The organism is Synechococcus sp. CCY9201, assembly GCF_034931105.1.
Classification (GTDB): Bacteria; Cyanobacteriota; Cyanobacteriia; order PCC-6307; family Cyanobiaceae; genus CBW1002.
Window position 1 is genome coordinate 25527 of sequence record NZ_JAYGIC010000154.1, and the last position, 23570, is coordinate 49096.

A 23570-nucleotide genomic window follows, 5' to 3' on the forward strand; every position below is an offset into this window, starting at 1 on the left:
GCTTAGATTCGGCTGATCAGGAGTGGAATTGACATGCAGCTCGGTGTGGAACTCAACGCCAAGGAACTGGCCCAGAGGGGGGAAAGTCTGATCCGCCACTCCAGTAACCGCTACCTCACCACCGTCCGAATCGCCTTCCGGGCCAAGCAGCGTCGCTTCGACGATTTTGACGGCCTCCTCGATGAGTCGATGGTGAAGCCCGTGCAACGCGCCATCATTGAGCTGAGCGACGAACAGGACCAGCCCGATCTGTTGCCTGGCTGATTGCGGCCATGCGGGTCGAGGATGCGCAGGGGTGGCGGCTGGTCCTGGATCCAGCCCGCCACCCCTTTGTGCTGCTGGTGGGTTCCACCGATTGGGCTGCCGAGCTGAGGGCTCCAGAGGCCCTGGCCCTGCTGCAGGGCATCGCCACCCTCACGGCCCAGCACGGCGCCCTCACGGATCAGTTGCTGGATGAGGAGGCGATTGAGCTGGAGTGGGAGCGCGGCCCGCTGTGGATGGCCCTGGAGGGAGACCGGACCGCGTGGAGTCTGCGCTTCGTGCTGAGCCCTGACGATGGCCAGCGTGGTCTGGAAGGAGCCTGGTCCGCTGCCGCCGCCGCCGCTTTCGCCGCTGCCCTGGTTCCGCTGGAGGCCCCCCTGCAGGGGCTGGTCTGAAGGGCGCGGCTGCCGTCATCGCCTCCCCCAGCAGCGCGGCTCAGCACTTAAGACCGGTGGCGGTTTCCCTGCTGATCAGCACTGCTGATGCGTCCGGTTCAGCCGGTTGATTCCGCAGACTGACCACCCCTTTCCCGGGGTTTTCCACAAGCCTGGATCCCGAAGCGATGCTGGCCGCCCCGCCCTGGGGAAAAAACCCGCCCGCCTCCGTTTGTCCCTTGACGCTTTGGCCGGCGGGGCTCGGTCCAGCGGTGCTTCCGCGCAACGGATGCGACATCCCTTGCCCCGCAACCTGTCTCAGGTTGGGATTCCTGCCTGGCCATCCCGCTGCAGCCATTTGACGGGGACCCTGGGATGTGGGGAACTGGTGTCCGTGTCAGGGGGAGCAATCGCATGCGGTATGCCGTGGAGTCAGGGGCAGGGGTGGGGCTGCAGATGGAGCAGGAGGCCAGTGGCACGGTGAGCCTGCGGGCCGAGGTGCCCGAGGCCCTGCTCTCGGCCATGCGTGGCTTCATTGAGTGCCATCCCAACTGGGACCAGTACCGGCTGTTTCAGGCCGCCCTGGCCGGTTTTCTGGTGCAGAACGGCGTGCAGAGCCGGGAAGTGACCCGCTGCTACCTGGCCAACCTGTTTCCGGGGCAGAACAGCTTCAGCAAGCCCCTGCTGGCGAACGAGCCGGTGCGCCGCGCAGCTCCGATTCGACGCCTCTGAATTCGCTGCCTCTGATCACTGACTGCCTGCAGCGTCGTTGCTCACTGCAAGCAGTCAGCGCCGGTCAGGCTCCAGCCCTCAGCCTTCCAGCAGCGCCAGCAGGCGAGTGGCTGAGGCCTCCGGCACCGGCAGGATCGAGAGCCGGTTGCCTCGCTTCACCACCCCCAGCTCTTCCGCGCTGAACTCGTCGCGCAACGCCTCCAGGCTCAGCAGGCGGGGATAGGTGCAGAGGTACCCGAGCCGGACGCAGTCCCAGCGAGGAGCCTCGCGCCTGCTGTTCGGATCGAAGTATTTGGAGGCTGGATCAAACTGACTCGGATCGGTGAGGCCGGTTTCGATCACCTCCATCAGGCCCACGATGCCCGGCGGTCTGGCATTGGAGTGATAGAAGAAGGCTCGATCGCCCACCTCCATGCTGCGCATGAAGTTGCGGGCCTGGTAGTTGCGGATCCCGTCCCAGAGGGTGCTCCCCTCCCGTGCCAGATGGTCGATCCCGTAAACGTCGGGTTCGCTCTTCATCAACCAGTGGGCCATGGCGGGCGGCTGCCGCGATTCAGGGCGCGGACGGAGATGGCGAAGGGATCATGGCGTGCAGACCGCCCATGGCGTGCAGCGGGCCTGACGGTGCTGAGCCGGTAGTGTCAGAGCGCTTCGACGCAGCGGCGGAAGTGATCACCGCGGGCTTCGAAATCGCTGTACTGATCGAAGCTGGCGCAGGCCGGCGACAGCAGAACGGCCCGGCAGCCTCCGCGTCGGGCCAGCTCCGCCGCCAGGGGCACGGCCTGCTCCAGGCCCTCCTGCTCGTGCAGTTCACCGCCGTATCCGGCCGCTTCCAGGAGTTGCCGGAACTCAGGCCGCGCTGCTCCGTAGAGCACCACCGCGAAGGCCTGACGCCGTAGTTCCGCGATCCAGCCGCTGGCCTCGCCGATCTTGGACTGGCCTCCGGCGAGCACCACCAGCGGCCCCTCCAGGGCCCGCAGGCCGACTTCGGCGGCGTCGTAGTTGGTCGCCTTGCTGTCGTTGTAGTAGGCCACCCCGGCCCGCTCCCGCACCCGCTCCAGCCGGTGTGGCACCCCGGGGAAACAGCGGAAGGCGGCCTCCATCACGGCCCCGCTCAGCCCGACCTCCAGGCCCACGGCGGTGGCCAGCACCAAATTCTGGCGGTTGTGGGCACCGGGCATGGCCAGGCTGTCGGCCGCCAGCAGGGGCCCGCTGGCATTGCAGACCATTCCGCCTTCAATCCAGAGGCTGGCCGCGAGGTCGGCGGGCAGCTCGTGGCGGGGGCCCGCCGTGACCCAGTGGCCCCGATCCCAGCTCGGAGCGTGAGCCCGCAGATCCGGGTCGTCGGCGTTGAGGATGGGAAGCTGGCTGCGCTCCAGCAGGCTGCGCTTGATGGCGCGGTAGTTGTCCAGCGTGCCGTGGCGCTCGAGGTGATCGGGCGTCAGGGTGGTCCAGAGGCCGATGCGGGGGGCCAGCTGCGGTGCCGCTTCGATCTGGTAGCTGCTCAGTTCCACCACCAGCCAGTCCGGCGGTGTCGAGGCGCCGCCGGCGCAGCGCTCCAGGGCCACTTCCGCTGCGGAGAACCCCACGTTGCCGCACTGGGGGGCATCCAGGCCCGCCTGGGTGAGCAGATGGTGCACCAGCTGGGTGACGGTGGTCTTGCCGTTGGTGCCCGTGATGCCGATCCAGGGCACTGCGGCCGTGGCCATCCAGGCCGGAACCATCTCGCCCTGAATGCTCACCCCGTCCTGGCGCAGTTGTTGAAGGACGGGATGGTCCCATCGGATGCCCGGGCTCACGATCACCTTGCCCAGAGGTGCCTGAATGTCGTCGAAGGTGGCGCTGGTGAGCGGGCACCCCAGCCGCACGGCGATGCCTTCGGCCCTCAACAGGCTGGCGTGCTCCTCAAGGTCAGGGCTCTGGCCGCTGTCCAGAACCAGTACGGGCTCGCCGAGGCGATGCAGCAGCATGGCTGCGCCCCTGCCGGATCGACCCAGACCGACCACCACGGTGAGGGGACAAGCCGCGGCAGTCATTGGAAGGGTAAAGGAAAGAAATGGGCGATACTGGAATCGAACCAGTGACTCCTACCGTGTCAAGGTAGTGCTCTACCTCTGAGCTAATCGCCCCTTGGTGTTGGAAGATGCAGCCGCCCGGAAGGTGAGGTCCCGGGGGAGCGGTTTGTCTCCAGCGGCAGCAACTTAGCAGCCGGCAGTACTGGGCCCTGACGCGCAACACCCTTGATGCGCATCGCCCGTGCAGCTGTCTTCACGCAGAGCTGCTCTTCACCTGGAACGATCGCCGTGGTGAGCCACCAATGGGCTCAGCGGCGCAGCAGCCCGATCCGGATCCGACCCCTCTGGGTGGGGCTGGCCGCCTGGATCTCCAGCTCACCGCGGCTGTGCCACTGCACCCGATCCCCTGGCGCCAGCTCCTTGCTGGGGCTGCTCACCGGTTGCCAGTTGAGCCGCACCAGTCCCTGGCGGATCGCGTCGGCCATGCGGTTGCGGGAGACCCCGAACCCGGCCGAACCCACGGCATCAAGCCGCATCGACGCCTCCACCACGCTGATCTGGCGCGGCTGGCGTCGGGTCGGCAATTGCAGGGTGTTGAGGGGCCGGGCCTCGAAACGCACCGCCACCGTGCGCACCAGCCCCTGCTGCTCATGCAGCCGTTCGGCTGCGGCCGCAGTGACCACCGCTTGCCCCCCCCGGTCGCCGCGCAACCAGAGATCGCCGCGCTCCTGGTCCTCCAGGCCGGCGGCCTGCAGGCCGGCCTGGAGGTCGTCGATCGAGGCGGGATCGAACAGAAAGTTGCCGCTGATCTCCAGGCCGGCCAGGCCCGCCGGCAGATTGTCGATCGGCTGCACCGCCTCGCGGCGCTGCAGCAGCAACCGCCGCCGCTCTGCCCCCGCGAAGCCGCCCCAGCTCTGGAGATCCAGGTCGGCCAGTTCGCCGAGGCGCTGCTCGGCCTCTTCCCGGACCGGTGCGGCCACGATGGCGCTCCAGACCGGCTCCCAGGTGCGCAGGGCCTGCTCGGCGGCATCGATCAGGGGGTTCAGCGCCTCGGGATAACGGCTGCCCTCGAGCAGGGCCTTGCGGGGCAACACCATGGCGGTTCGATGGATCAGTTGTGAGAGCGCGCTGTCGAGGGGTTCAGGAGTTGTCCTCCAGCTGAATCACGGCCATCGGCTTGGCCTGTTGCACCACGCTCCAGGGGAGTTCCTGGGCTCCGCGGGTTTCGGCCAGCAGCAGCCAGTGGCCCTCGCCCACCCGGTTGCGCAGGGTGCGGATCCGGTCGTCGTCGTCGGAGGCCACGCTGGCAGCGGCGGCGAAGCTGCCCATCCAGCCCGAAATCAGACCCAGCAGGCCGCCGATCAGGTGATTGCCCCAGCTACCGGCGAAGGCGAAGGTGTCGAGATCCGCCACGAAGGTGAAGGTGAAGCCCGCGAAGAAGCCGAACGGCAGCAGCCAGCGGACCATCGACCGCTGACGCCGCCGCCGGGTGGTTGCCGGATCCAGCCGTTCCACCCCCGCCAGATCCGCTTCCCCCTCACCGATCGCCAGCAGCAGCACCGGAGGCGCTGACAGGGCCGCCAGCCGATCCCGCAGCTGATGCAGCCGCTTGCGGTCGTTGAGCACCACCACACATGTCGCCATGCCGTCTCTCCCCGCCACTGGCGGCGACGCGTTACCGGTCTGATTCTCCCTGCTCACTACACTGCACCGCCGGCCACGGCATCGCGCTTCTCGCCACCGCGGGCCTCCCTTTCGCACGCCGGGTGATGACAAAGGTTCTGGTTTCCGATCCCATCGATCAGGCGGGGATCGACATCCTCTCCCAGGTGGCTCAGGTGGATGTGCGCACGGGCCTGTCGCCGGAGGAGCTGCAGCAGGTCATCGGCGACTACGACGCCCTGATGATCCGTTCGGGCACCACGGTCACCGCGGAGGTGATCGCGGCAGCCGACAAGCTGCGGATCATCGGTCGGGCCGGCGTGGGCGTCGACAACGTCGATGTGCCGGCCGCCACCAAGCGCGGCGTGCTGGTGGTGAACTCACCGGAGGGGAACACGATCGCGGCGGCCGAACAGGCCCTGGCCCTGCTGCTGTCGCTCTCGCGTCATGTGCCCCATGCCCACGCCAGCACCATGGCCGGCGGCTGGGACCGCAAGAAGTACGTGGGCAACGAGCTCTACAAGAAGACGCTCGGCGTGGTGGGACTCGGCAAGATCGGTTCCCATGTGGCCCGGGTGGCGCGGGCGATGGGCATGGAGGTGGTGGCCTACGACCCATTTGTGTCGGCCGAACGGGCCCAGCAGATGCAGGTGAAGCTGCTGCCCCTGCCCCAGCTGTTTGCGGAGGCCGACTACATCACCCTCCACCTGCCCCGCACGCCGGATACCGAAAACCTGGTGAATGCGGAGCTGCTGCGCACGATGAAACCCACGGCCCGACTGGTCAACTGCGCCCGCGGCGGCATCGTCGATGAGGCCGCCCTGGCGGAGGCGGTGGAGCAGGGGGTGATCGCCGGCGCCGCTCTGGATGTGTACGCCAAGGAGCCCCTCGTGGCCGATTCCCCGTTGCGGGGGGTGAAGGAACGGCTGATCCTCACGCCCCACCTGGGGGCGTCCACCGAGGAGGCGCAGGAAAACGTGGCCATCGACGTGGCCGAGCAGATCCGTGATGTGTTGCTGGGCCTGCCGGCCCGCAGCGCCGTCAACATCCCGGGCCTCAATGCTGAGGTGATGGAGCAGCTCAAGCCCCACCTGCAGCTGGCCGAAACCCTGGGTCAGCTGATCAGCCAGCTGGCCGGCGGCCAGATCAGCGAGCTGGAAGTGCGGCTGCAGGGCGACTTTGCGGCCCATCCGGCCCAGCCCCTGGTGGTGGCGGCGCTCAAGGGGGTGCTGTCCACCGCCCTGGGCGACAGCATCAACTACGTCAATGCCAGCCTCGAGGCCAAGGCCCGTGGCATCCACGTGCTGGAGGTGAAGGACGATGGCAGCCGCGACTTCGCCGGGGGGTCCCTGCAGCTGGTGTCGCGCAGTTCCAGTGGCAATCACTGTGTGACCGGTGCCGTGTTCGCCGATGGCGAACTGCGGGTGGTCACCATCGACGAATTCCCGGTGAACGTGGCTCCCAGCCACCACATGCTGTTCACCCGCCACCGGGACATGCCGGGCATCATTGGCCAGCTGGGATCGCTGCTGGGAGAGCACAACGTCAACATCGCCTCGATGCAGGTGGGCCGCCGCATCGTGCGTGGCGATGCCGTGATGGTGCTCAGCCTCGACGATCCGATCCCTCCCAGCCTGCTGGCGACGATTCACACGATCAACGGCGTCCAGGAGGCCTATCCGGTCACCCTCTGAGGGCCTGGGGGCGCCGCTGAAGGAGGCTGGCGGGTGCAAGGCGGTTCCGTGACCCGATGACTCTCACCTGGTGGCGCCTGGAGATGGATGCTCCAGCCGAACTGGAGGAATCGCTCCTCTGGAAGCTCCAGACCCTCGGGGTGGGACGGGTGGCGATCCAGTCCCATCCCGACACGCCTGAGCAGCATCGGCTTGTGGCCTGGTTGCCAGAGATCGACTGGCCGGCGCCGCAGCGCGCTGAGCTGGAGCGGGCCCTGGCCGCCCTGGGTGAACCGTTTGATCTGGCCCTTCCTCCGCTCGATTGGCACCGCCAGGATGAGGAGGACTGGAGCCTGAGCTGGAAGCAGCACTGGCAGGCCGATCCGATCGGGGAGCGGCTGCTGATCCTGCCGGCCTGGCTGGAGGTGCCGCCGGAGTTTGGGCAGCGTCTGGTGATCAGGATTGATCCGGGCAGTGCCTTCGGCACCGGCAGTCACCCCACCACCCGCCTCTGCCTTGAGGCGATGGAACGCCTGGCGATGCAGGATCCAGGGGCTGGATCTCTGGCGGGCTGGCGGGTCGCCGACCTCGGCTGCGGCAGCGGCATCCTCGGTTTCGGTGCCCTGCGGCTCGGAGCTGCCGCTCTGGCTGCCAGCGACACCGATCCGCTGGCGGTGCGGGCCACAGCGGAGAACGCGGCGCTCAACGGCCTCCCCCTGGCTCCAGGCGGCGTGGTGCGGGTGGCGGAGGGCTCCGTGGAAGCCCTTGAGGCGTTGCTGGAGGGTGTGCCGGCCAATCTGCTGCTCTGCAACATCCTGGCGCCGGTGATCGAGGCGCTCTGTCCTGCGTTCGATCGCCTGCTGGCGGCCGATGGGGTGGGCCTGCTCAGCGGCCTGCTGGTGGAGCAGGTGCCGGCTCTGGAGGACGCTCTGGCCGGGGCCGGCTGGCAGGCCGAGCTCACGGCCAGCCAGAGCCAGTGGGGGCTGCTCACCATCCGCCGGCGACCGGATGTTGCATAAGGCACGCTGATCTGTGACCTGCCTTTGATTGGCCTTCCCACGCCGCCCAATCCAAATCACCGGGAATCAGCGGCGGCGGATGTATGAATGGGCTGTCCTACAGGCCGGGTCGTTCCGTTGCGGATGACCATGTCTCCTGTCAGCTCCAACCCCATTCATGGCTTCCTACAAGGTCACCCTCATCAACGAGAGCGAGGGCCTCAACAAGACCATCGAGGTTCCTGACGACCAGTACATCCTCGATGCAGCCGAAGAGCAGGGTGTTGATCTCCCCTACTCCTGCCGCGCCGGCGCCTGCTCCACCTGCGCAGGCAAGCTGACCTCCGGCACCGTGGACCAGTCTGATCAGAGCTTCCTCGACGACGACCAGATCGAAGCTGGCTTCGTGCTGACCTGTGTGGCTTACCCCACCAGCGACTGCACCATCAAGACCCACTCCGAAGAAGAGCTCTACTGAGCTTTCTCTGCGGGGCCTCCGTCAGGTTCCCGCTCCATGTCGGACAAGCAGCCCTCCAACGGCACTGCTGCCGCCAAAGGGCTGTTCACATCTAGCTAGTGGCTCGAGATCAGTTGTGATCTGTCTGGTTTCCAGGCCTCTTGCTTCTGAGTTCTCGGGTTCCCGTTCCGTTCTCTCCTGCCACCTTTCGGGGTGGCTTTTTGATGTCCCAGCAGGTTCATGTCCTTCTGGATCCCGGCACTGAGCACGGCAGTCCAGGCGGACAGTACAGCTTCCGGGTCCTCGGCCCCTGCTGCCGTCTGTTCGATCGCGAAGAGCTGCCATGGCCCTGCTGCCGCCTGGCCTGGCGTAGCAAGGAGCCCAGTTGGCGGCGGATCGGCCGCCGTTTCGTGGCCGATCTGGCGGCGAGGCGCTGCCCGTCCTATGTGGTGGAATTGCTGCAGCCGGGATCCCGTCCCACCCGCACCGTGATCACGCTGTTTCCCCAGCGGCTGGCCCCTGCCCTCCAGGAGTGGTGGTACAGCAAACTTTCAACCTCCTGGGATGCGGCCAATCATCAACCGCCAGTCCCACCGCCAACGCCTCCTCCACTGCAACAGCAACAGCAACAACCAGCGGGGGCATAGTTGCTCCTCCTGGGGAATGGTTCGGGCGATGGCATGGTTCAAAAAAATTGCCCCGATCGCAGTTGCGGTCGGGGCAGATGATGATGTTGCTCTGAAGTCCGGAGACTCTTCTCGCAATCTTCAGAAGTAGATCTTGCCGCCGCCCCACTGAATGCCCTGAACTTTCGGGGCCACCAGGATGTAACCGGCGATCAGGCGAAGGTCTTCATCATCCAGGTCACGCATCTTCACGAAAACGTCACTGCTGCGCAGGCTGGGGTGCACGTCGGAAATGCTGTATTCGCCGTCATAGGAGGTGGGATCCTTCATGTAGTCGACCAGTGCATCGACCGAGTCGCGGGGAGGTGTGGCCAAGGCCAGCGTTTCGGGATCCAGGCCCACATTCTGGTTGGTCTTGGTGATGCCGCCGGCATGGCAGGTGCCGCAGGAATCGTTGAACAGTTTGCGGCCGGTCTTGATGTCCCGTTCGCTGAAGGTCACGGTGCTGCCATCTGCCGATACCGGTACGGTGAGCGTGTCGGCATCCCACTGGGCGGCAAGCGCGGGGCCACCGAAGCAGACCAGCAGCGCCAGGGGCAGGACCAGCGCGGTCCGGACAAGGGCGCGTAGGGCTGAGGAGAGGAGAGGGGCCATGGAGAAAGCCGGCGAAATGGCGGGTGTCACCGCACCTGAGACCTTGTATCACGGGGGAAGGGTTCCCCGGCAGGGAATCAAGAACTGTTGCAGGTTTTACCCCTGCAGCGGTGCTGTTGAACGGCTGCTTTTGTGGGTTTTGGCCTGCTTCGCGGCCCCTGTCTGCTGGGGTTGGTCGTTGCTGTCTGCGGCAGGTTCGGGTGCGGCGACGTCGAGGGTGAGGAAGTCTCTGGCGATCACCGTCTCCGGGAAGATCGCCCGTGCTTCGGCCAGCAGGTCATCGGGCGTCATCGGGTTGCCGGGCATGTAGCGCGGGCTCAGGTGGGTGAGCGCCAGACGCTTCACGCCGGCTGCCAGGGCCGTCTGGGCCGCCATGGTGCTGGTGGAATGCTGCCTGGCGAAGGCGAGATCGGCCTCCCCGTGCGAAAAGGTGGACTCATGAATCAGCAGGTCGGCGCCCTTGGCCAGCTCCACGGCCGCTTCGCTGAACACGGTGTCGGTGCAATAGACCACGCTGCAGCCCGGCCGCTCCGGTCCACACAGGCTGGCGCCGTCGATATGTTCACCGTTCTCGAGCCGGATGCTCCGGCCGGCCTTCAGTTCGGCATAGATCGGACCCGGTGGGATGCCGAGGGCCCGGGCCTTCTCCACGTCGAAGCGCCCCGGCCGCGGCTTCTGATCGACGCGATAGGCGTAGGCCGGTACCCGGTGGGTCAGGGGCGTGCAGCGCACGCAGAGGTCGTCGTCGTCCAGCAGCACAGCGCCGCTCTGGGCCGCTTCGCGCACCCGGTGGGTGCGGAGCGGGTAGCCGATCCGGGTGGAGGAGGTGCGCAGCACCCCTTCGAGGTAGTCGCGCAGGGGATCGGGACCGTAGAGGTCCACCCCGCTGCAGCTGCCGGCCAGACCCAGGCTGGCCAGCAGGCCCGGCAATCCGAAGACGTGGTCGCCGTGCATGTGGGTGATGAAGATCCGGCTCAGCTGCGACACCCGCAGCTCACTGCGCAGGAACTGATGCTGCGTCGCTTCGCCGCAGTCGAACAGCCACAGCTCGCTGCGCTGCGGCAGCCGCAGGGCCACGGCCGACACATTGCGCGCGCGCGTGGGCACACCGGAACTGGTTCCCAGAAACGTGACCTGCACGGCACCCAGCCTTTGATCTGGATGCTGCCACGTCGCCGCTGGGTCGGCCGGTTCCACAGCCGCCGCCTGGCCCCTTCCCTGCGGACTCCGCACAATGGGCCCGTCTTCCTAGCGCTGCCCACGCCGATGTGGTCGAAACCGCCCCTGAGGATCCTGGCGCCGCTGTCCCTGTTGACCGCCGCCTGTCCTGTGGTTGCTCTCCCCCTGGTGGCACTGGTGCCCCCGGTGGCTGTTCAGGCCCGAACGGCTGAGCCGCAGCTGCGGATCCTGTTGAAGGAGGGATCCAGTCTTGAGATCGCTGCCTCTGTCGCTCCTTTGCGTATCGCCGATGTCCGTGGCCGCGAGCTGCTGCAACTGAAGCCCGGCACTGGCCTGCGTCTCAGCGCCACCGCCACGGCGCTGCGGACGGAATCCCTCACAGCGAGCTCTCCCCAGCCCCCCCGCACGCTGCCTCTGTCTGAGCTCTGGATTGAGCCGCTCCCCACGGCCGGCGGGGCAGGCGGTCCGTCCGGATCGGACGTTGATGGCGCATTCCTGCTGCAGAGCAAGCCCTACCGGGGTCGTCTGCGCCTGCTCAGTCGCGGCTCGCGGCTGCAGGCGATCAATGTGATTGGCATCGAGAGTTATCTGCCCAGCGTGGTGGGGAGTGAGATGCCGGCCAGCTGGCCGTTGGAGGCCCTGCGTGCCCAGGCGGTGGCGGCTCGCACCTATGCCTTGCAGCAACGCCGCCCCAAGGACCCCTTCGACCTCAAGGCCACCGTCGCCAGTCAGGTGTACAAGGGCGTGGAGGCGGAAACCTCGTCCACCCGCGAGGCTGTGGCCAGCACCCGGTCTCAGGTTCTGCTGCATGGCAATAACCTGATCACCGCCGTGTTCCACAGCAGCAGCGGCGGAGCCACCGAGAACAGCGGTGATCTCTGGCGCCAGCAGCTCCCCTACCTGGTGAGCGTGCCGGACTTCGACGACAGCAGCCCGGTGAGCCACTGGCAGCTCCGTCTCGAACCGGAGCAGTTGCGCAAGGCCTTTCCCGAGACCCGTGGCGTCAACCGCATTGAAGTGGTCTCCACCACCAGCTCCGGCCGGGTCCGCCAGGCGCGGATCACGGGGCCGAGTGGCAGCTTGCTCGTGAGCGGTGCCGATCTGCGCAGCCGGCTCGGATTGCGCAGCACCATGGTGCGGTTTGAGCTGCTGCAGCCGGAGATCGCGGCCCTGCCGGTGGCCCCACCACCCTCTCCGGTGGCCTTCTCCTCCCCACAGGGGTCCGATGGAAACGGTTCTCCGGTGGACTCAGCCAGTGGCAATCCAGCTGGTCCGCGCATGATTCCGGTGATGCCGGCCCTGCCGTTGCAGGTTCCCCAGCCCGCCATCCTGGCGATCGGACGTGGCTTCGGCCACGGTGTGGGGATGAGTCAGTGGGGGGCCTTGGGCATGGCCCGTCAGGGCAGCAGTTATGACCAGATCCTGCGGCATTACTACCGGGGTGCTGAGCTTCGGCCCTTCCCCCAGTGAGCGGGTGACGACGTTCCAGCTTGTGGCCCAGCGCGATGCCGCAGCGGTGGCTGATTGGGTGAGCAAGGCCGTTCTGGACGATCGTCTTCAGTCGCAAGTCGGCGGGTCAAGGCCCCTCGGTCTGGCCACCGGTCGCACGATGGAGCCGATCTATGCCCGCCTGGTCGAGCGCGTGGCTGGCCAGCCACCAGTCGATCAGGCGCGGCTTCGCAGGGGCTGGCTCAGCTTCAACCTCGATGAGTATGTGGGCCTGGCCGCGGCCGATCCCCGTTCCTTCATGGCGGAGATGGCCCGCCATCTGGTCGGCCCTCTCGGTCTGGAGGTCGGTGCGGTGCGGCTTCCTGATGGCACGGCGCCCGATCCCCAGGCGGAAGCCCAGCGCTATGCCGCCGCGGTTGCAGCTGCCGGGGGGATCGGTCTGCAGCTTCTGGGGCTGGGCCTCAATGGCCATGTGGGCTTCAACGAACCTCCCTGCAGCCCGGAGTCCCGCTGCCGATGTCTGCACCTGAGCGCGGCGACACGCCTTCAGAATGCCGCCGCGTTCGGTGGTGATGCGACCGCGGTGCCGACCCGGGCGATCACCCTCGGGCTGGTGGAGATCCTGGCCGCCCGTCGCCTCGTGCTGGTGGTCACCGGCGCGGCCAAAGCCGCCGTGCTCCGTCGGCTGCTCCAGGAGCCCGCCTCGGCCCAGCTGCCGGCCAGTTGGTTGCGTCGTCATCCCGATTGCACCCTGGTGGTCGACCAGGCGGCCCTCGATGGTTGAACTCAGGCTGCGATGGCCTCCAGGAGGTCGGCGTCGGCCTCAAGGTTCGCGGTGACACTGCGCACGTCGTCGAGCTCCTCAAGCGCGTCGAGCATGCGCAGACAGGCGCGCAGCTGTTCCGGGTCGTCGAGGTGGCAGCTGGTCTGGGGAATCCAGCGGTGTTCCCAGCTGAGCACCGGCAGGCCGAGCTGCCCCAGACCGTCCTGCAGGGCCTCGAGATCCGCAAAGTCTCCGAACACCTCGGCAGCACCAGCCTCGATCTCGTAGCCGCTCACTGCCGGTCCGCCGCTCTCTTCCAGCATCAGCAACCGATCGAGCAGGCTCTCCTCATCCAGGCTGGCGGGGCTGCTGGCCGCTTGGCCCGCCCCCGCGGTGGCCGCTCGCTTCGACTCCCGGCTGCTGCTGCTCACGGTCGACTCGAGGCGCACGACAGCCCGCTGCTCGAACAGGTAGCCCACACAGCCTGTCTCCCCCAGGTTGCCACCATGTTTGCCGAAGGCCAGCCGCACGTCGGCGGCGGTGCGGTTGCGGTTGTCGGTGAAGGCCTCGATCAGAACGGCAACGCCGCCGGGGCCGTAGCCCTCGTAGCGCACCGTTTCGAACTGGTCGCCCTCGCCACTCAGCTGACCGGAGCCCTTGAGGATGGCCCGATCGATGTTGTTGTTAGGCACTCCCGCCGCCTTGGCCTTCTCGATGGCGGTGCGCAGCTGGAAATTTCCGGCCGGATCGGCGCCGCCCCGGGCCGCCACCATGATCTCGCGGCCCAGGCGGGTGAACACCGCCCCGCGCTTGGCATCCACCACAGCCTTGCTGCGCTTGATCTGGGCCCATTTGCTGTGGCCGGCCATCGATCAGAAGGGGAAACGGAAGGGGGAAACGGCCAAGACTGGGCGGGGCTCAACCAGCGGCATCGAACACCAGCTTCGGTTGCAGCAGACCCTGCCCATCGGCCCTGGCCATGCCGGCCAGATTGCCATCCGGGCTGAGCACCGCCACGGCCCGCCCGCCTGGATGGTCTTCGGCGGCGGCAAAGGCCCGGCCGCAGCGCCAGCCTGGCCAGGCTGCCGGATCGAGCCGCTGCTGCGGCAGGTGCGTCAGGGCCGCCAGCGGATCGAGCAGTTTGGGCAATGCCTCTGCTTCCAGCTGCTCCAGGTTCACCGCCTGCCGGAGGTCGAACCCAAGAGCAGCGGTGCGGCGTAACTGGGCCAGGCAGCCCCCACAGCCCAGGGCCTCGCCCAGATCGCGGGCCAGGGCGCGGATGTAGGTGCCGGCGCCACAGGTCACCGCCAGCTCCAGACGGCTGCTGCCGGGGTCCCAGCCGAGCAGGTCCAGCTGCTCGATCCGCACCTGTCGGGCCGCCAGATCAAGCGTCTCGCCGCCGCGCACCCGCGCATAGGCCCGCTGTCCCTCCACGTGCACCGCCGAGACCTGGGGAGGCCGCTGCTGAATCGCTCCCCGGAAGGGCGCCAGGGCCGCCTCCAGATCGGCTGTTTCGAGGGGCGGAACCGACGCTTGGCTGATCACCGCGCCGTCCAGGTCATCGCTGCTGGTGCGCAGGCCCAGCTGCACAATGCCGCGGTAGGTCTTGTCGCCCTCCAGATAGGGGAGCAGCCGGGTGGCCGCCCCCAGGGCGAGCGGCAGCACCCCTGTCACGGCCGGATCCAGGGTGCCGCCATGGCCCACCCGCCGCAGGCCGTAGGCGCGCCGCACCCTGGCGACGCAGCCGTGGGAGGTGAGCCCGGCGGGCTTGTCAAGCACCAGGAAGCCGCAGGGGTCGCAGGGCGGGGCAGCTGACATGGGCGGACGACGGGAGCATGGGTGCCGCCAGGGACTGTGACAGTCCCGTTGTCAGCGCCGGCGCGGCGGCTGGTCCTCCCTTCAACCTGGGACGGTTGTCGCCTCGCCCTCCGTGACCCTGCAGCAGCGCCGCGATCTCGTGTTTCTGGTGCTGGCGGGCCTCTTCCTGGGCACCATGGGGATGCTCAACATCCTGGGGCTGACCCGCTTCCTCACCCTGGGATCGATCGGCTCCTGGCCGATCGTGGTGGCGGTGGGGGCCCTGCCCTACCCGGTCACCTTTCTCTGCACCGATCTGATCAGCGAGATCTGGGGGGAGCAGAAGGCCAGCCAGCTGGTCTGGGTGGGGTTGCTGCTGAACGGCTGGATCGTGCTGATCCTCTGGCTGGGGGGCGTGCTGCCTGGGCTCGATGGCTGGGGTGGTGCCGCCGGCGTGCCCGGTGCCGGCAGCGGTCTTGCGGTCGGGGCTGGCAGCACGGAGCTGCCGGTGTTCTATGAGATGCGCCGGCTCGCCTTCGGGGCGGTGGGGGCCTCGATGGTGGCCTACCTGGCCGCCCAGTTCACCGACGTGCGCCTGTTCCATTTCTGGAAGCGCTTCAGCGGTGGCCGTGCCCTGTGGCTGCGCAACAACGGCTCCACCCTGGTGAGCCAGCTGGTGGACACCACGGCGGTGGTGCTGATCAGCCACTACGCCAACCATGTGCTGCCGGTGCAGGAGGCGGAGCCAGTGCTGCCGCAGCTGGCCAGTTTCATCGCCAGCGGTTACCTGTTCAAAGTGGTGGCTGCCCTGGCCGACACCCTGCCCTTCTACGGGCTGGTGGCCGTGCTGCGCCGTTGGCTGGAGGTGCCCGGTCCCGGGGCTGAGTTGGGGCAGGAGCAGTTTCCGGCCTGAGCCCTGCGGCTTCCCTCACCCCTAAGTTGGCGGCCGCTGTCCGTTCCCCTGCCGATGCCTGCCGCCGATCCGGTCGCTGATCCTGCCCTCCGAAGCGCGACGGAACCGCTCCTGTCGGGTCTGGGGCTGGAGGTGTTCCTGGCCAGCGGTTTCGATCTGCGCAGCCAGCTGGCTGCCTTCCTGGCGATCCAGCCTGAGGAGCTGGAGGCGCGGATGCCGCGCAGCACCGATGCGCTGGCGGCACTGCATCCGGGTGGGTTCAGCCCGGAGCGGGCCAGTGCCTTCTACGAAGACACGGTGGGAGATGGGCATCTCCTGGAGCTGGCCGCCTGGCACCTGGGCAGCGCCGATTACATCGCCGACACCCTGCGCCTGCAGCAGCGTTTTGCCCGCGGCCAGGTGCTGGATTTCGGCGGCGGCATCGGCACGCACGCTCTGGCGGCGGCGGCCCTGCCGGCGGTGGATCGGGTGTGTGTCGTGGACCTCAATCCCCGCAACCGGGCTTTCGTGCAGTGGCGGGCCGAGCGCATGGGGCTGGCGGATCGCCTGCTCTGCTGCCGCGATCTGGAGGATTCACGCCTGCCGCCACAGTTCGACACCATCGTCTGTCTGGACGTGCTGGAGCACCTGCCTGACCCGGCGGGCCAGCTGGACTGCTTTGCCGCCAGGATGAGTCCTGAGGCGATTGCCCTGCTGAACTGGTATTTCTTCCGCGGCTTTGACGGCGAATATCCCTTCCATTTCGATGACCCCGCCCTGGTGGAGGCCTTCTTCCGGCGTCTGCAGGGCCGCTTCCTCGAGGTGTTCCACCCCTACCTGATCACGACCCGCGCCTATCGATTGCTGCCGGCAGCATGAGGTGCTGGTGCCGCTCGTCCGGCGCCACCCACCAAAAAAGCCGGCGACATCGCGCCGGCCATGAGAAAGCCCGGCCATGGACGCCGGTCTTGGTCTGGGTTGACCAGGTCTTCAGGCGACAGCCACGTTGATGCGTTTGCGGTTGCGCAGTCCACGCTTGATGCTGTCGAAGCTCACCACTCCATCCACCAGGGAGAAGAGGGTGTCGTCGGAGCCGCGACCGACATTGACGCCAGGCAGGACCGAGGTGCCCCGCTGGCGGATCAGGATCGAACCGGCACTCACGGCTTCACCGCCGTAGGCCTTGACGCCAAGGCGCTTGGAATTGGAATCGCGGCCGTTCCGTGTGGAACCTGTGCCTTTCTTGTGGGCCATGGGGGGTCAGGGAATAAGGAGGGATAGATGGTGGAACGCGGATCGCCACTTCACGGAGCCTCGCGATCGGCGTGCGGCATCAGGAGATCGGCTTGCCGGCCAGGTTGATGGACTGGACCATCACACGGGTGAGCTCCTGCCGGTGACCGTTCTTGCGGCGGGTCTTTTTCTTGGGACGCATCTTGTACACGATCAGTTTCGGACCGCGGCGATGTTCCATCACCTTCAGTTCGACAGTGGCACCGGTCACATAGGGCTGACCCAGGGTGGTGGCGTTGCCGTCATGAACCAGAAGCACAGTCTCGAGGGTCACGCTGCTGTCCACTTCGGCCGCCAGGCGGTCCAGGTCCACGTAGCGGTTGGGTTGCAGCCAGAATTGCTGACCACTGGCTTCGACGATCGCGTAGGGGGCCGCCGCCGCAGGGTTGTCGGTCTTGGTCATGGGCTCAGGGACGTGGCCAGGCTGGCGTTAAGCCATTGGGAGCCTGAGCGCACGGGATTTGGATAACAAAGAGTGATCCTCACAGTTCGGCCCACCCGCCGTCAAGATATGGCCGTGCAACCATGCGGTTGCCCGCACCTGACCCTCACGGTGGTCCACCGGAGGCTGCCTGTTCCGCGCCCGATGCCCAAGCCGGCCCTCACGGTTGCTTCCCTGGTTCGCGACGAGCAGCTCGCCCAGGCCTCTGCCCAGATGCTGCGGGATGGTCGTTACGAGCTTGTGCCGATCCCACCGGAGGCGGATGTGATCGCCAAACTCGATCGCCACCTTGAAGACTTCGATGTGGTCCTGGTGGACCAGACGGAGACCACTTCTGAGCTGCTCCAAAGCTTGGCCAGGCAGGGATTGTTGCTGCCTGCCGTGGTGATCGGACGGGGTGGAGGCCAGTGTCAATACCATGAAGCGGAGGTGCACCTCCAGCCCGATCAGCTTGAGCAGCTCAAGTACAGCATTGATGCAGCTGTGTCGCGCTTTCTCAGGCAAGGCCTGCTTCACGGCTCCAGTCAGTCCGTTGACAGTGAGGCTCCGACTCCTGAGGCATGGAAACTGGCTAATCGCCTCAAGGATCGGCTTGGCTATCTTGGCGTTTTCTACAAGCGGGATGCAGCCCGCTTCCTGCGCAATCTGCCCAAGCAGGAAGCTCAGAAGTTGTTGCAATCATTGCAGCGCACCTATCGCGACCTTCTGCTCAGTTATTTCCGGGACCCAGCCGCCGCCAATCAGGCTCTGGAGAACTTCGTGAATACAGCCTTCTTCAGTGATCTTTCCATCACCAAAGTTGTTGAAATTCATACAAGTCTCATTGATGGGCTCTGGAAGAAGGTACGGTTGGAGGGCCGTGATGATGATTTCCTGCAGGACTACCGCATTGCCCTTTTAGATGTGATGGCGCATCTATGCGAAATGTACCGCCGCTCCCTTCCTCCCGACACCGCCCTCGGTCAGGGGTCCAAACCCCTTGTCGAGTCCAGTGAGATCCACGCCAGTCAGTCCTTGACGATCGAGAGTTCTGAATGACGCTTCCCCGCAAGACCTACATCCTGAAGCTCTATGTGGCCGGGAACACCCCCAGCTCCATACGGGCCTTGAGGACGCTCCGCGACATTCTTGAAACGGAGTTCAAGGGCGTCTATGCCCTCAAAGTCATTGACGTACTCAAGAGTCCTCAATTGGCCGAGGAGGATAAAATTCTGGCCACTCCCACCCTTTCGAAGATTCTGCCACCGCCGGTGCGCCGCATCATCGGGGATCTGTCCGATCGAGAGCGAGTGCTGATCGGCCTTGATCTGCTCTATGAGGAGCTCTCCGAAGAAGGGCTTTCGGATCTCGACCCCAGACTCTTTGGGGAGTGGCAGGTTGAGAACGACAGCTCGGGACAGGGCATGATTGTTGAGGGTGAGTCCCTTTGAGCCTTCCTGAGGAGCAGGCTCTGCGTTGATCGTTTCTGGACGGATCGGCGTCAACCCTGTCAACCCCACATCTCTTTACGTCCCAAGGGCCCACAAGCTCCTTCGCGGCCTAGCCTCTCCACAAGGTCTTCCCGTCAATGCAGGATTTGAATCGACCCAGCCACAGTCAGATGCAGGTTCAGAAGCTCCCGACTGCGATTGAGGGACTGGATGACATCTGCCATGGGGGTCTGCCGATCGGTCGTTCCACGCTGATCAGTGGCACCTCTGGAACGGGGAAGACTGTGCTGTCGCTGAGTTTTCTCTACAACGGCATCCATCAGTTCAACGAGCCTGGCATCTTCGTGACCTTCGAAGAATCGCCACTCGATATCCTGCGAAATGCCTCGAGTTTTGGCTGGAATATGCAGGAATTAGTTGAACAAGATAAGCTTTTTATATTGGACGCTTCTCCTGACCCGGATGGTCAAGATGTAGCTGGCTCTTTTGATCTTTCTGGATTGATCGAGCGAATTAACTATGCGATTCGCAAGTATAAGGCGCGGCGAGTGGCGATCGATTCGATCACGTCGGTTTTTCAGCAGTATGATGCCTTGTCCGTGGTGCGTCGTGAGATTTTTCGCCTGATTGCTCGCCTGAAAGAAATCGGCGTCACGACTGTGATGACATCCGAGCGGATCGATGAATATGGTCCGATCGCTCGCTATGGCGTCGAAGAGTTCGTTTCGGATAATGTCATCATTCTCCGAAATGTGCTCGAAGGGGAACGCCGCCGCCGCACCTTGGAGGTGCTCAAATTACGCGGCACCACCCATATGAAGGGTGAATTTCCTTTCACGATGGGTAGAAATGGCATGAGTATCTTCCCCTTGGGTGCGATGCGATTGACCCAGCGTTCCTCCAATGTGCGTGTTAGTTCCGGCGTGCCCCGGCTGGACGAGATGTGCGGTGGTGGATTCTTCAAGGATTCGATCATTCTCGCTACCGGTGCTACCGGCACGGGCAAGACTCTTCTGGTGAGCAAGTTCGTTGAAGATGGCTGCCGCAGCAAGGAGCGCGCCATCTTGTTTGCCTATGAGGAGTCAAGGGCTCAGCTGCTGCGCAACGCGACCAGCTGGGGAATTGACTTTGAGCAGATGGAGCAGGACGGACTGCTCAAGATCATCTGTGCCTATCCCGAGTCCACCGGTCTGGAGGATCATCTCCAGATCATCAAGACAGAAATCAGTCAGTTCAAGCCTTCACGCATGGCGATTGATTCGCTTTCAGCCTTGGCCAGGGGAGTGAGTCATAACGCGTTTCGTCAGTTTGTGATCGGCATCACCGGTTTTGCCAAGCAAGAGGAGATCACCGGCTTCTTCACGAATACCTCAGAGGAATTCATGGGTAGCCACTCGATCACCGACTCGCATATCTCCACAATCACGGATACGATTCTGCTTCTGCAGTATGTCGAGATTCGTGGCGAAATGGCCCGCGCTCTCAACGTGTTCAAGATGCGTGGCTCGTGGCACGACAAGGGCATCCGTGAGTTTGTGATCACGGGCCAGGGCCCTGAGATCAAGGATTCCTTCTCGAACTTTGAGCGGATCATTTCCGGTGTGCCGCATCGCATCACCAACGATGAACGCAGTGAGCTGGCCCGTATCGTGCGCGGTGTGACTACTGACGATCTCTGAAGACCGTCATGATCGCAGTTGCCAGACTGCACAGGCCAGATCAATGTGAATGGGCTGTTTTAGCTGTTCGATGTGAGAACAGCCTGGCCGGCGAGACTGTCATTCAGAAGCGAGCGGCGTTCACCGGCCACCCTGAGTTCGTCGTCGTCAGAGTGCTCTAGAGGCAGATCAAACCAGAAAGTGGTGCCGGTCCCCATCTCGCTCGCCATGTGAATACGGCTGCCGTGCTTGTCGATGATGCCGCGGACGATCGAGAGCCCCAGGCCGGTGCCGGCTTCGGTGTGGACCGCGTTTTCCACCCGAAAGAACCGGTCGAAGATTCGGTCCTGATCCGCTTCTGAGATTCCGCAGCCCGTATCAGCGATCTCGATCCGCAACCGCGGCAATGGGGAGGTGAGCGTGCAACGGGGATGCTCCTCTTCGCCAGGTTCGCCGGGTTCGATCTGGCAGAGATCGGGCCAGGGGTAGGCTCGGATCATCAGGCCGCCTCCCTTGGGCGTGAACTTGAGGGCATTGCCCACCAGATTGTCGAGCACCTGCAGCAGCAGGTCCCAGTTCCCCAGCACCCTTGGCAGGGTTGGATCACTCTCGAAGGCCAGATTAACCCCCTTATCTTCGGCGTTCAGGCGGTAGGTGCGCAGGGTCTGCTCGATCGCCGGCGGCAGTTCCAGCGGCTCCAGGGTCCAGACCCGCTCGGATTCGAGCCGGGAGAGATCAAGCACATCGTTCACCAATCGGGTCAGCCGATCGGTCTCGTCGTTGGCGATGCCCAGGAATTCGCGCTTCTCGGCTTCACTCAACTGATCGCCGAGATCGTGGAGGGTTTCCACGTAGCTCTTGATGTTGAACAGGGGCGTGCGCAGTTCGTGCGAGACGTTGCTGATGAAGCGGCTCTGGGCCGCGTTGAGTTCCACCTCGCGGGTGAGATCCTGAATCGTTACGGCGATGCCCTTGAGGCTCTCACCGCTGGCATCCCGCACCGATTGCAACACGATCCGCAGGGTGCGCGGTGGCTCGCCGAAGCTGCAGCGAACATCGGTGCTGTCGCGCTGGTTGCCGATCAGGCTTTCGAGCGGGGCGTGCAGTTCAACCGCCAACCGCTCCGGCAGCTCCCGCTCCAGGTCGTTGCCCTCCAGGCTGCGCCCTTCCCAGCGGAACAGACGCCGGGCCGTGGGGTTGGCCAGCACGATCCGGCCTTCGGCATCGAGAAGCACCGCCCCATCGGCCATGGTGGCGATCAGCGACTGCTGCTTCACCTGGGCCGCGGTGAGCTCTTCGATGTTGGCGGCTTTGTAGGCCTCCAGCTGGGACGCCATGGTGTTGAAGCCATTCAGCAATTCACCCAGTTCGCCACCCACCGGCAGCGCAATACGGGCCTCAAAGGTGCCACTGGCAATCAGACGCACGCCTCGGAGCAGTTCCTTCACCGGCTGGGTGATCGTGAGGGCGTTGAACACGGCACCGAGGATCACCAGCACCCAGATCGAGATGAACACCGCCACGGTCACCTCCCGGGTCAGGGCGGCGCTGGCCAGCAGGGTTTCGTTGGGGTTGATGCCCAGAGCCAGCACTCCTAGATACCGGCCGTCGTTCACCATCGGCACGAACACGTCGGTGACCCGACCGTCGGGGGTGAGGTGCTGGCGGACCAGGGGATTGTCCGGACGGCGCTGGATATCGGCGGGCAGCTCCAGGCGGCGGGTCAGCAGTTGGTCGCCGTTGCCGCTGCCGTTGCCGATCGGAATGCCGAGGTAGATCACTCCTTCGGGATCGGCGAAGAGGATGTAGCGCAGGCTGCGGCTGGAGCGCCAGAAGCGCTCCGACACCTGCGCCAGTTCCCGGTCGTTGCCCTCGGCTACCAGGGGTGTCACATTGGCTGAGAGCAGCAGGCCCAGGTCACGGGCATAGCGGGTGTCGCTCATGCGGGCATCACGCTGGATGCCGTTGAGGGCGAGGAAGGTGATGCCTGTCATCAGCAGGCTCACCACCAGGGTGGCCACCGCCAGCAGCTTGGTCTGCAGACTGAACTCGGCCCACCAGCGGGCCAGGCGTTGCTGCCAGGAGTGAGGACTGGTGTTCGGCAAGGAGCTGGGCATCGATTCCGCCATCAGCGCTGCCGGACCTGATGACCGATGTCGCGGCGGAAGGTCATGCCCTCAAAGTGCACCTGGGCGAGTCCGTCATAGGCCAGCTCGAAGGCGGTGTCGAAGTCGTCGGCCTGGGCCACCATGGCCAGCACCCGGCCGCCACTGGTACGGCAGAGGCCGTCCGCATCGCGGCGGCTGCCGGCATGGAACAGCTGCCGGTGCGGATCCGCGGCGGGCCGACCCTCAATCGGATCGCCCTGGCGCACCGTGCCCGGATAGCCCCCGGCGGCAGCAATCACGCAGGCACTGCAGTGCGGCGCGATCGTGAGGCTGGGGGCTGCCTCCAGGCAGCCTTCGGCGCAGGCCAGAAGCACCGCCGCCAGTTCCGGACCCAGCAGGGGCATCAGGGTTTCGCACTCCGGGTCGCCGAAGCGGCAGTTGTATTCGATCACGCTCGGCCCCTCCGCTGTCAGCATCAGCCCGGCGTAGATGACGCCCCGGTAGTCGATGCCACGCTGGCGCAGGGCCGCCAGGGTGGGCTCCAGCACCTGGCGGCGAACCGCCTCCAGAGCGGCGGCATCGAGCAGGGGGGCCGGCGCATAGGCGCCCATGCCGCCGGTGTTGGGCCCGGTGTCCCCGTCACCGATGCGTTTGTGGTCCTGGGCAGGGGGGAGCAACACCATCCTCTCGCCGTCACAGAGGGCAAAGACCGAAACCTCCGGGCCGCTCATCCGCTCCTCCAGCACCAGGCAGGTGCCCGCCTCGCCGAAGCGTCCGGCAAAGGCCTCCTCGATCGCGGCGCGGGTCTCGGCCACGCTTTCGGCCACCGTTACCCCCTTCCCCGCGGCCAGGCCATCGGCCTTGACCACCAGGGGACGGTTCTGCTGCTCCAGAACCAACAGGGCCTCAGCGGCACTGGTGGCGCTCCAGTGGCCAGCGGTGGGGATGCCGGCCTCCTGCATCAGGGTCTTGGCCCAGCGCTTGCTGGCCTCCAGCAGGGCGCCATCGGCGCCGGGGCCGAACACCGCCAGCCCGGCGCCGCGCAGCCGATCCGCCAGCCCCGCAGCCAGGGGAGCCTCAGGCCCCACGACCACCAGCTCGACCGCG

The 23570-nt window shown here is 65.7% G+C and carries 25 protein-coding genes, 1 tRNA gene and 1 pseudogene; 14 read left to right on the forward strand and 13 right to left on the reverse strand.

The window, feature by feature from the left end:
* Positions 1-33: 33 nt before the first annotated feature.
* From VB716_RS14705 to VB716_RS14715, 3 genes are all read left to right on the forward strand, one after another.
* A complete protein-coding gene (locus VB716_RS14705; protein WP_197156776.1) occupies positions 34-264 on the forward strand; it encodes a DNA-directed RNA polymerase subunit omega in 231 nt (76 codons plus the stop codon).
* An 8-nt stretch (positions 265-272) separates the two neighbouring features.
* Positions 273-656 carry a DUF1818 family protein gene (locus VB716_RS14710; protein ID WP_197156774.1) on the forward strand — a complete coding sequence of 128 codons (384 nt, stop codon included), beginning with the start codon at positions 273-275 and terminating at the stop codon, positions 654-656.
* Between the two features lie 405 nt (positions 657-1061).
* Entirely contained in the window at positions 1062-1367 is a 306-nt protein-coding gene (locus VB716_RS14715) for a DUF2811 domain-containing protein (protein WP_416238123.1), read from the forward strand.
* A gap of 78 nt (positions 1368-1445) precedes the next feature.
* Here VB716_RS14715 and VB716_RS14720 read toward each other — a convergent pair whose 3' ends face one another.
* The 5 genes from VB716_RS14720 to VB716_RS14740 form a co-directional block, all read right to left on the reverse strand.
* Positions 1446-1901: an EVE domain-containing protein gene (locus VB716_RS14720; RefSeq protein ID WP_197156772.1), complete on the reverse strand. Its 456-nt coding sequence runs from the start codon at positions 1899-1901 to the stop codon at positions 1446-1448.
* A 107-nt stretch (positions 1902-2008) separates the two neighbouring features.
* The gene (murD, locus tag VB716_RS14725; RefSeq protein WP_323270870.1) at positions 2009-3403 is read right to left on the reverse strand and encodes a UDP-N-acetylmuramoyl-L-alanine--D-glutamate ligase; all 1395 of its coding nucleotides are present in this window, start codon (positions 3401-3403) and stop codon (positions 2009-2011) included.
* A 21-nt stretch (positions 3404-3424) separates the two neighbouring features.
* Positions 3425-3496, reverse strand: a tRNA-Val gene (locus VB716_RS14730).
* Between the two features lie 194 nt (positions 3497-3690).
* A complete protein-coding gene (locus VB716_RS14735) occupies positions 3691-4479 on the reverse strand; it encodes a photosystem II S4 domain protein (RefSeq protein WP_323270871.1) in 789 nt (262 codons plus the stop codon).
* A 43-nt stretch (positions 4480-4522) separates the two neighbouring features.
* Positions 4523-5026 (reverse strand): hypothetical protein, encoded by a 504-nt coding sequence (locus VB716_RS14740; RefSeq protein WP_197156770.1) that lies wholly within the window; start codon positions 5024-5026, stop codon positions 4523-4525.
* 125 nt (positions 5027-5151) lie between these two features.
* On the opposite strand from VB716_RS14740, the gene serA reads away from it, so the two are divergent.
* The 4 genes from serA (at position 5152) to VB716_RS14760 (ending at position 8819) form a co-directional block, all read left to right on the forward strand.
* A complete protein-coding gene (gene serA / locus VB716_RS14745; protein WP_197156769.1) occupies positions 5152-6738 on the forward strand; it encodes a phosphoglycerate dehydrogenase in 1587 nt (528 codons plus the stop codon).
* 56 nt (positions 6739-6794) lie between these two features.
* Positions 6795-7736: a 50S ribosomal protein L11 methyltransferase gene (prmA, locus tag VB716_RS14750; protein WP_197156768.1), complete on the forward strand. Its 942-nt coding sequence runs from the start codon at positions 6795-6797 to the stop codon at positions 7734-7736.
* A 157-nt stretch (positions 7737-7893) separates the two neighbouring features.
* A complete protein-coding gene (locus VB716_RS14755; RefSeq protein ID WP_197156767.1) occupies positions 7894-8193 on the forward strand; it encodes a ferredoxin in 300 nt (99 codons plus the stop codon).
* Positions 8194-8396: 203 nt separating this feature from the next.
* Positions 8397-8819: a hypothetical protein gene (locus VB716_RS14760; RefSeq protein WP_197156766.1), complete on the forward strand. Its 423-nt coding sequence runs from the start codon at positions 8397-8399 to the stop codon at positions 8817-8819.
* A 120-nt stretch (positions 8820-8939) separates the two neighbouring features.
* On the opposite strand, the gene psbV is transcribed toward VB716_RS14760, so the two are convergent.
* Both psbV and rnz read right to left on the reverse strand, forming a co-directional pair.
* Positions 8940-9452 (reverse strand): photosystem II cytochrome c-550, encoded by a 513-nt coding sequence (psbV, locus tag VB716_RS14765; protein ID WP_197158883.1) that lies wholly within the window; start codon positions 9450-9452, stop codon positions 8940-8942.
* A 207-nt stretch (positions 9453-9659) separates the two neighbouring features.
* Positions 9660-10592 (reverse strand): annotated as a pseudogene (gene rnz, locus VB716_RS14770) (ribonuclease Z); the annotation flags it as partial.
* Positions 10593-10718: 126 nt separating this feature from the next.
* On the opposite strand from rnz, the gene VB716_RS14775 reads away from it, so the two are divergent.
* Positions 10719-12101 (forward strand): SpoIID/LytB domain-containing protein, encoded by a 1383-nt coding sequence (locus VB716_RS14775; protein ID WP_323270872.1) that lies wholly within the window; start codon positions 10719-10721, stop codon positions 12099-12101.
* Positions 12102-12105: 4 nt separating this feature from the next.
* Positions 12106-12864 (forward strand): glucosamine-6-phosphate deaminase, encoded by a 759-nt coding sequence (locus VB716_RS14780; RefSeq protein WP_370594658.1) that lies wholly within the window; start codon positions 12106-12108, stop codon positions 12862-12864.
* 2 nt (positions 12865-12866) lie between these two features.
* Here the strand turns inward: VB716_RS14780 and VB716_RS14785 are convergent, their stop codons facing one another.
* Together VB716_RS14785 and truB are read right to left on the reverse strand one after the other, a co-directional pair.
* The gene (locus tag VB716_RS14785; protein ID WP_197156762.1) at positions 12867-13712 is read right to left on the reverse strand and encodes a YebC/PmpR family DNA-binding transcriptional regulator; all 846 of its coding nucleotides are present in this window, start codon (positions 13710-13712) and stop codon (positions 12867-12869) included.
* A 49-nt stretch (positions 13713-13761) separates the two neighbouring features.
* Complete coding sequence (truB, locus tag VB716_RS14790) at positions 13762-14661, reverse strand: tRNA pseudouridine(55) synthase TruB (protein ID WP_197156761.1); 900 nt, start codon at positions 14659-14661, stop codon at positions 13762-13764.
* 112 nt (positions 14662-14773) lie between these two features.
* Here truB and VB716_RS14795 point away from each other — a divergent pair, with 112 nt between their 5' ends.
* Positions 14774-15553, forward strand: coding sequence for a queuosine precursor transporter (locus VB716_RS14795; protein WP_197156760.1), 780 nt, complete (start codon positions 14774-14776; stop codon positions 15551-15553).
* 54 nt (positions 15554-15607) lie between these two features.
* Entirely contained in the window at positions 15608-16411 is an 804-nt protein-coding gene (locus VB716_RS14800) for a class I SAM-dependent methyltransferase (protein WP_197156759.1), read from the forward strand.
* Positions 16412-16522: 111 nt separating this feature from the next.
* Here VB716_RS14800 and rpmA read toward each other — a convergent pair whose 3' ends face one another.
* Entirely contained in the window at positions 16523-16786 is a 264-nt protein-coding gene (gene rpmA, locus VB716_RS14805; RefSeq protein ID WP_197156758.1) for a 50S ribosomal protein L27, read from the reverse strand.
* Between the two features lie 79 nt (positions 16787-16865).
* Positions 16866-17228, reverse strand: coding sequence for a 50S ribosomal protein L21 (rplU, locus tag VB716_RS14810; RefSeq protein WP_197156757.1), 363 nt, complete (start codon positions 17226-17228; stop codon positions 16866-16868).
* A 183-nt stretch (positions 17229-17411) separates the two neighbouring features.
* On the opposite strand from rplU, the gene VB716_RS14815 reads away from it, so the two are divergent.
* The 3 genes from VB716_RS14815 to kaiC all read left to right on the forward strand — a co-directional run bounded on the left by VB716_RS14815 (position 17412) and on the right by kaiC (position 20376).
* The gene (locus VB716_RS14815; protein WP_197156755.1) at positions 17412-18305 is read left to right on the forward strand and encodes a circadian clock protein KaiA; all 894 of its coding nucleotides are present in this window, start codon (positions 17412-17414) and stop codon (positions 18303-18305) included.
* Positions 18302-18697, forward strand: a complete 396-nt coding sequence (gene kaiB / locus VB716_RS14820) for a circadian clock protein KaiB (RefSeq protein WP_231605384.1) — start codon at positions 18302-18304, stop codon at positions 18695-18697. The genes VB716_RS14815 and kaiB overlap by 4 nt, the downstream gene beginning before the upstream one ends.
* Positions 18698-18867: 170 nt before the next feature.
* A complete protein-coding gene (kaiC, locus tag VB716_RS14825; protein ID WP_231598001.1) occupies positions 18868-20376 on the forward strand; it encodes a circadian clock protein KaiC in 1509 nt (502 codons plus the stop codon).
* 59 nt (positions 20377-20435) lie between these two features.
* On the opposite strand, the gene nblS is transcribed toward kaiC, so the two are convergent.
* Together nblS and purD are read right to left on the reverse strand one after the other, a co-directional pair.
* Positions 20436-22472 carry a two-component system sensor histidine kinase NblS gene (gene nblS, locus VB716_RS14830; RefSeq protein ID WP_231598000.1) on the reverse strand — a complete coding sequence of 679 codons (2037 nt, stop codon included), beginning with the start codon at positions 22470-22472 and terminating at the stop codon, positions 20436-20438.
* A gap of 11 nt (positions 22473-22483) precedes the next feature.
* Positions 22484-23570: phosphoribosylamine--glycine ligase (purD, locus tag VB716_RS14835; RefSeq protein WP_323270873.1), on the reverse strand; the 1087-nt coding region annotated here is incomplete at its 5' end.

Bases quoted from the DNA above. Each gene is read 5' to 3' on its own strand.
- VB716_RS14760 (WP_197156766.1), top strand. From the start codon at position 8,397: ATGTCCCAGCAGGTTCATGTCCTTCTGGATCCCGGCACTGAGCACGGC.
- VB716_RS14785 (WP_197156762.1), bottom strand. From the start codon at position 13,712: ATGGCCGGCCACAGCAAATGGGCCCAGATCAAGCGCAGCAAGGCTGTG.
- VB716_RS14710 (WP_197156774.1), top strand. From the start codon at position 273: ATGCGGGTCGAGGATGCGCAGGGGTGGCGGCTGGTCCTGGATCCAGCC.
- nblS (WP_231598000.1), bottom strand. From the start codon at position 22,472: ATGCCCAGCTCCTTGCCGAACACCAGTCCTCACTCCTGGCAGCAACGC.
- kaiB (WP_231605384.1), top strand. From the start codon at position 18,302: ATGACGCTTCCCCGCAAGACCTACATCCTGAAGCTCTATGTGGCCGGG.
- VB716_RS14815 (WP_197156755.1), top strand. From the start codon at position 17,412: ATGCCCAAGCCGGCCCTCACGGTTGCTTCCCTGGTTCGCGACGAGCAG.
- prmA (WP_197156768.1), top strand. From the start codon at position 6,795: ATGACTCTCACCTGGTGGCGCCTGGAGATGGATGCTCCAGCCGAACTG.
- VB716_RS14735 (WP_323270871.1), bottom strand. From the start codon at position 4,479: ATGGTGTTGCCCCGCAAGGCCCTGCTCGAGGGCAGCCGTTATCCCGAG.
- VB716_RS14720 (WP_197156772.1), bottom strand. From the start codon at position 1,901: ATGGCCCACTGGTTGATGAAGAGCGAACCCGACGTTTACGGGATCGAC.
- serA (WP_197156769.1), top strand. From the start codon at position 5,152: ATGACAAAGGTTCTGGTTTCCGATCCCATCGATCAGGCGGGGATCGAC.
- rplU (WP_197156757.1), bottom strand. From the start codon at position 17,228: ATGACCAAGACCGACAACCCTGCGGCGGCGGCCCCCTACGCGATCGTC.
- VB716_RS14740 (WP_197156770.1), bottom strand. From the start codon at position 5,026: ATGGCGACATGTGTGGTGGTGCTCAACGACCGCAAGCGGCTGCATCAG.
- VB716_RS14800 (WP_197156759.1), top strand. From the start codon at position 15,608: ATGCCTGCCGCCGATCCGGTCGCTGATCCTGCCCTCCGAAGCGCGACG.
- kaiC (WP_231598001.1), top strand. From the start codon at position 18,868: ATGCAGGTTCAGAAGCTCCCGACTGCGATTGAGGGACTGGATGACATC.
- VB716_RS14755 (WP_197156767.1), top strand. From the start codon at position 7,894: ATGGCTTCCTACAAGGTCACCCTCATCAACGAGAGCGAGGGCCTCAAC.
- truB (WP_197156761.1), bottom strand. From the start codon at position 14,661: ATGTCAGCTGCCCCGCCCTGCGACCCCTGCGGCTTCCTGGTGCTTGAC.
- rpmA (WP_197156758.1), bottom strand. From the start codon at position 16,786: ATGGCCCACAAGAAAGGCACAGGTTCCACACGGAACGGCCGCGATTCC.
- VB716_RS14775 (WP_323270872.1), top strand. From the start codon at position 10,719: ATGTGGTCGAAACCGCCCCTGAGGATCCTGGCGCCGCTGTCCCTGTTG.
- psbV (WP_197158883.1), bottom strand. From the start codon at position 9,452: ATGGCCCCTCTCCTCTCCTCAGCCCTACGCGCCCTTGTCCGGACCGCG.
- VB716_RS14705 (WP_197156776.1), top strand. From the start codon at position 34: ATGCAGCTCGGTGTGGAACTCAACGCCAAGGAACTGGCCCAGAGGGGG.
- murD (WP_323270870.1), bottom strand. From the start codon at position 3,403: ATGACTGCCGCGGCTTGTCCCCTCACCGTGGTGGTCGGTCTGGGTCGA.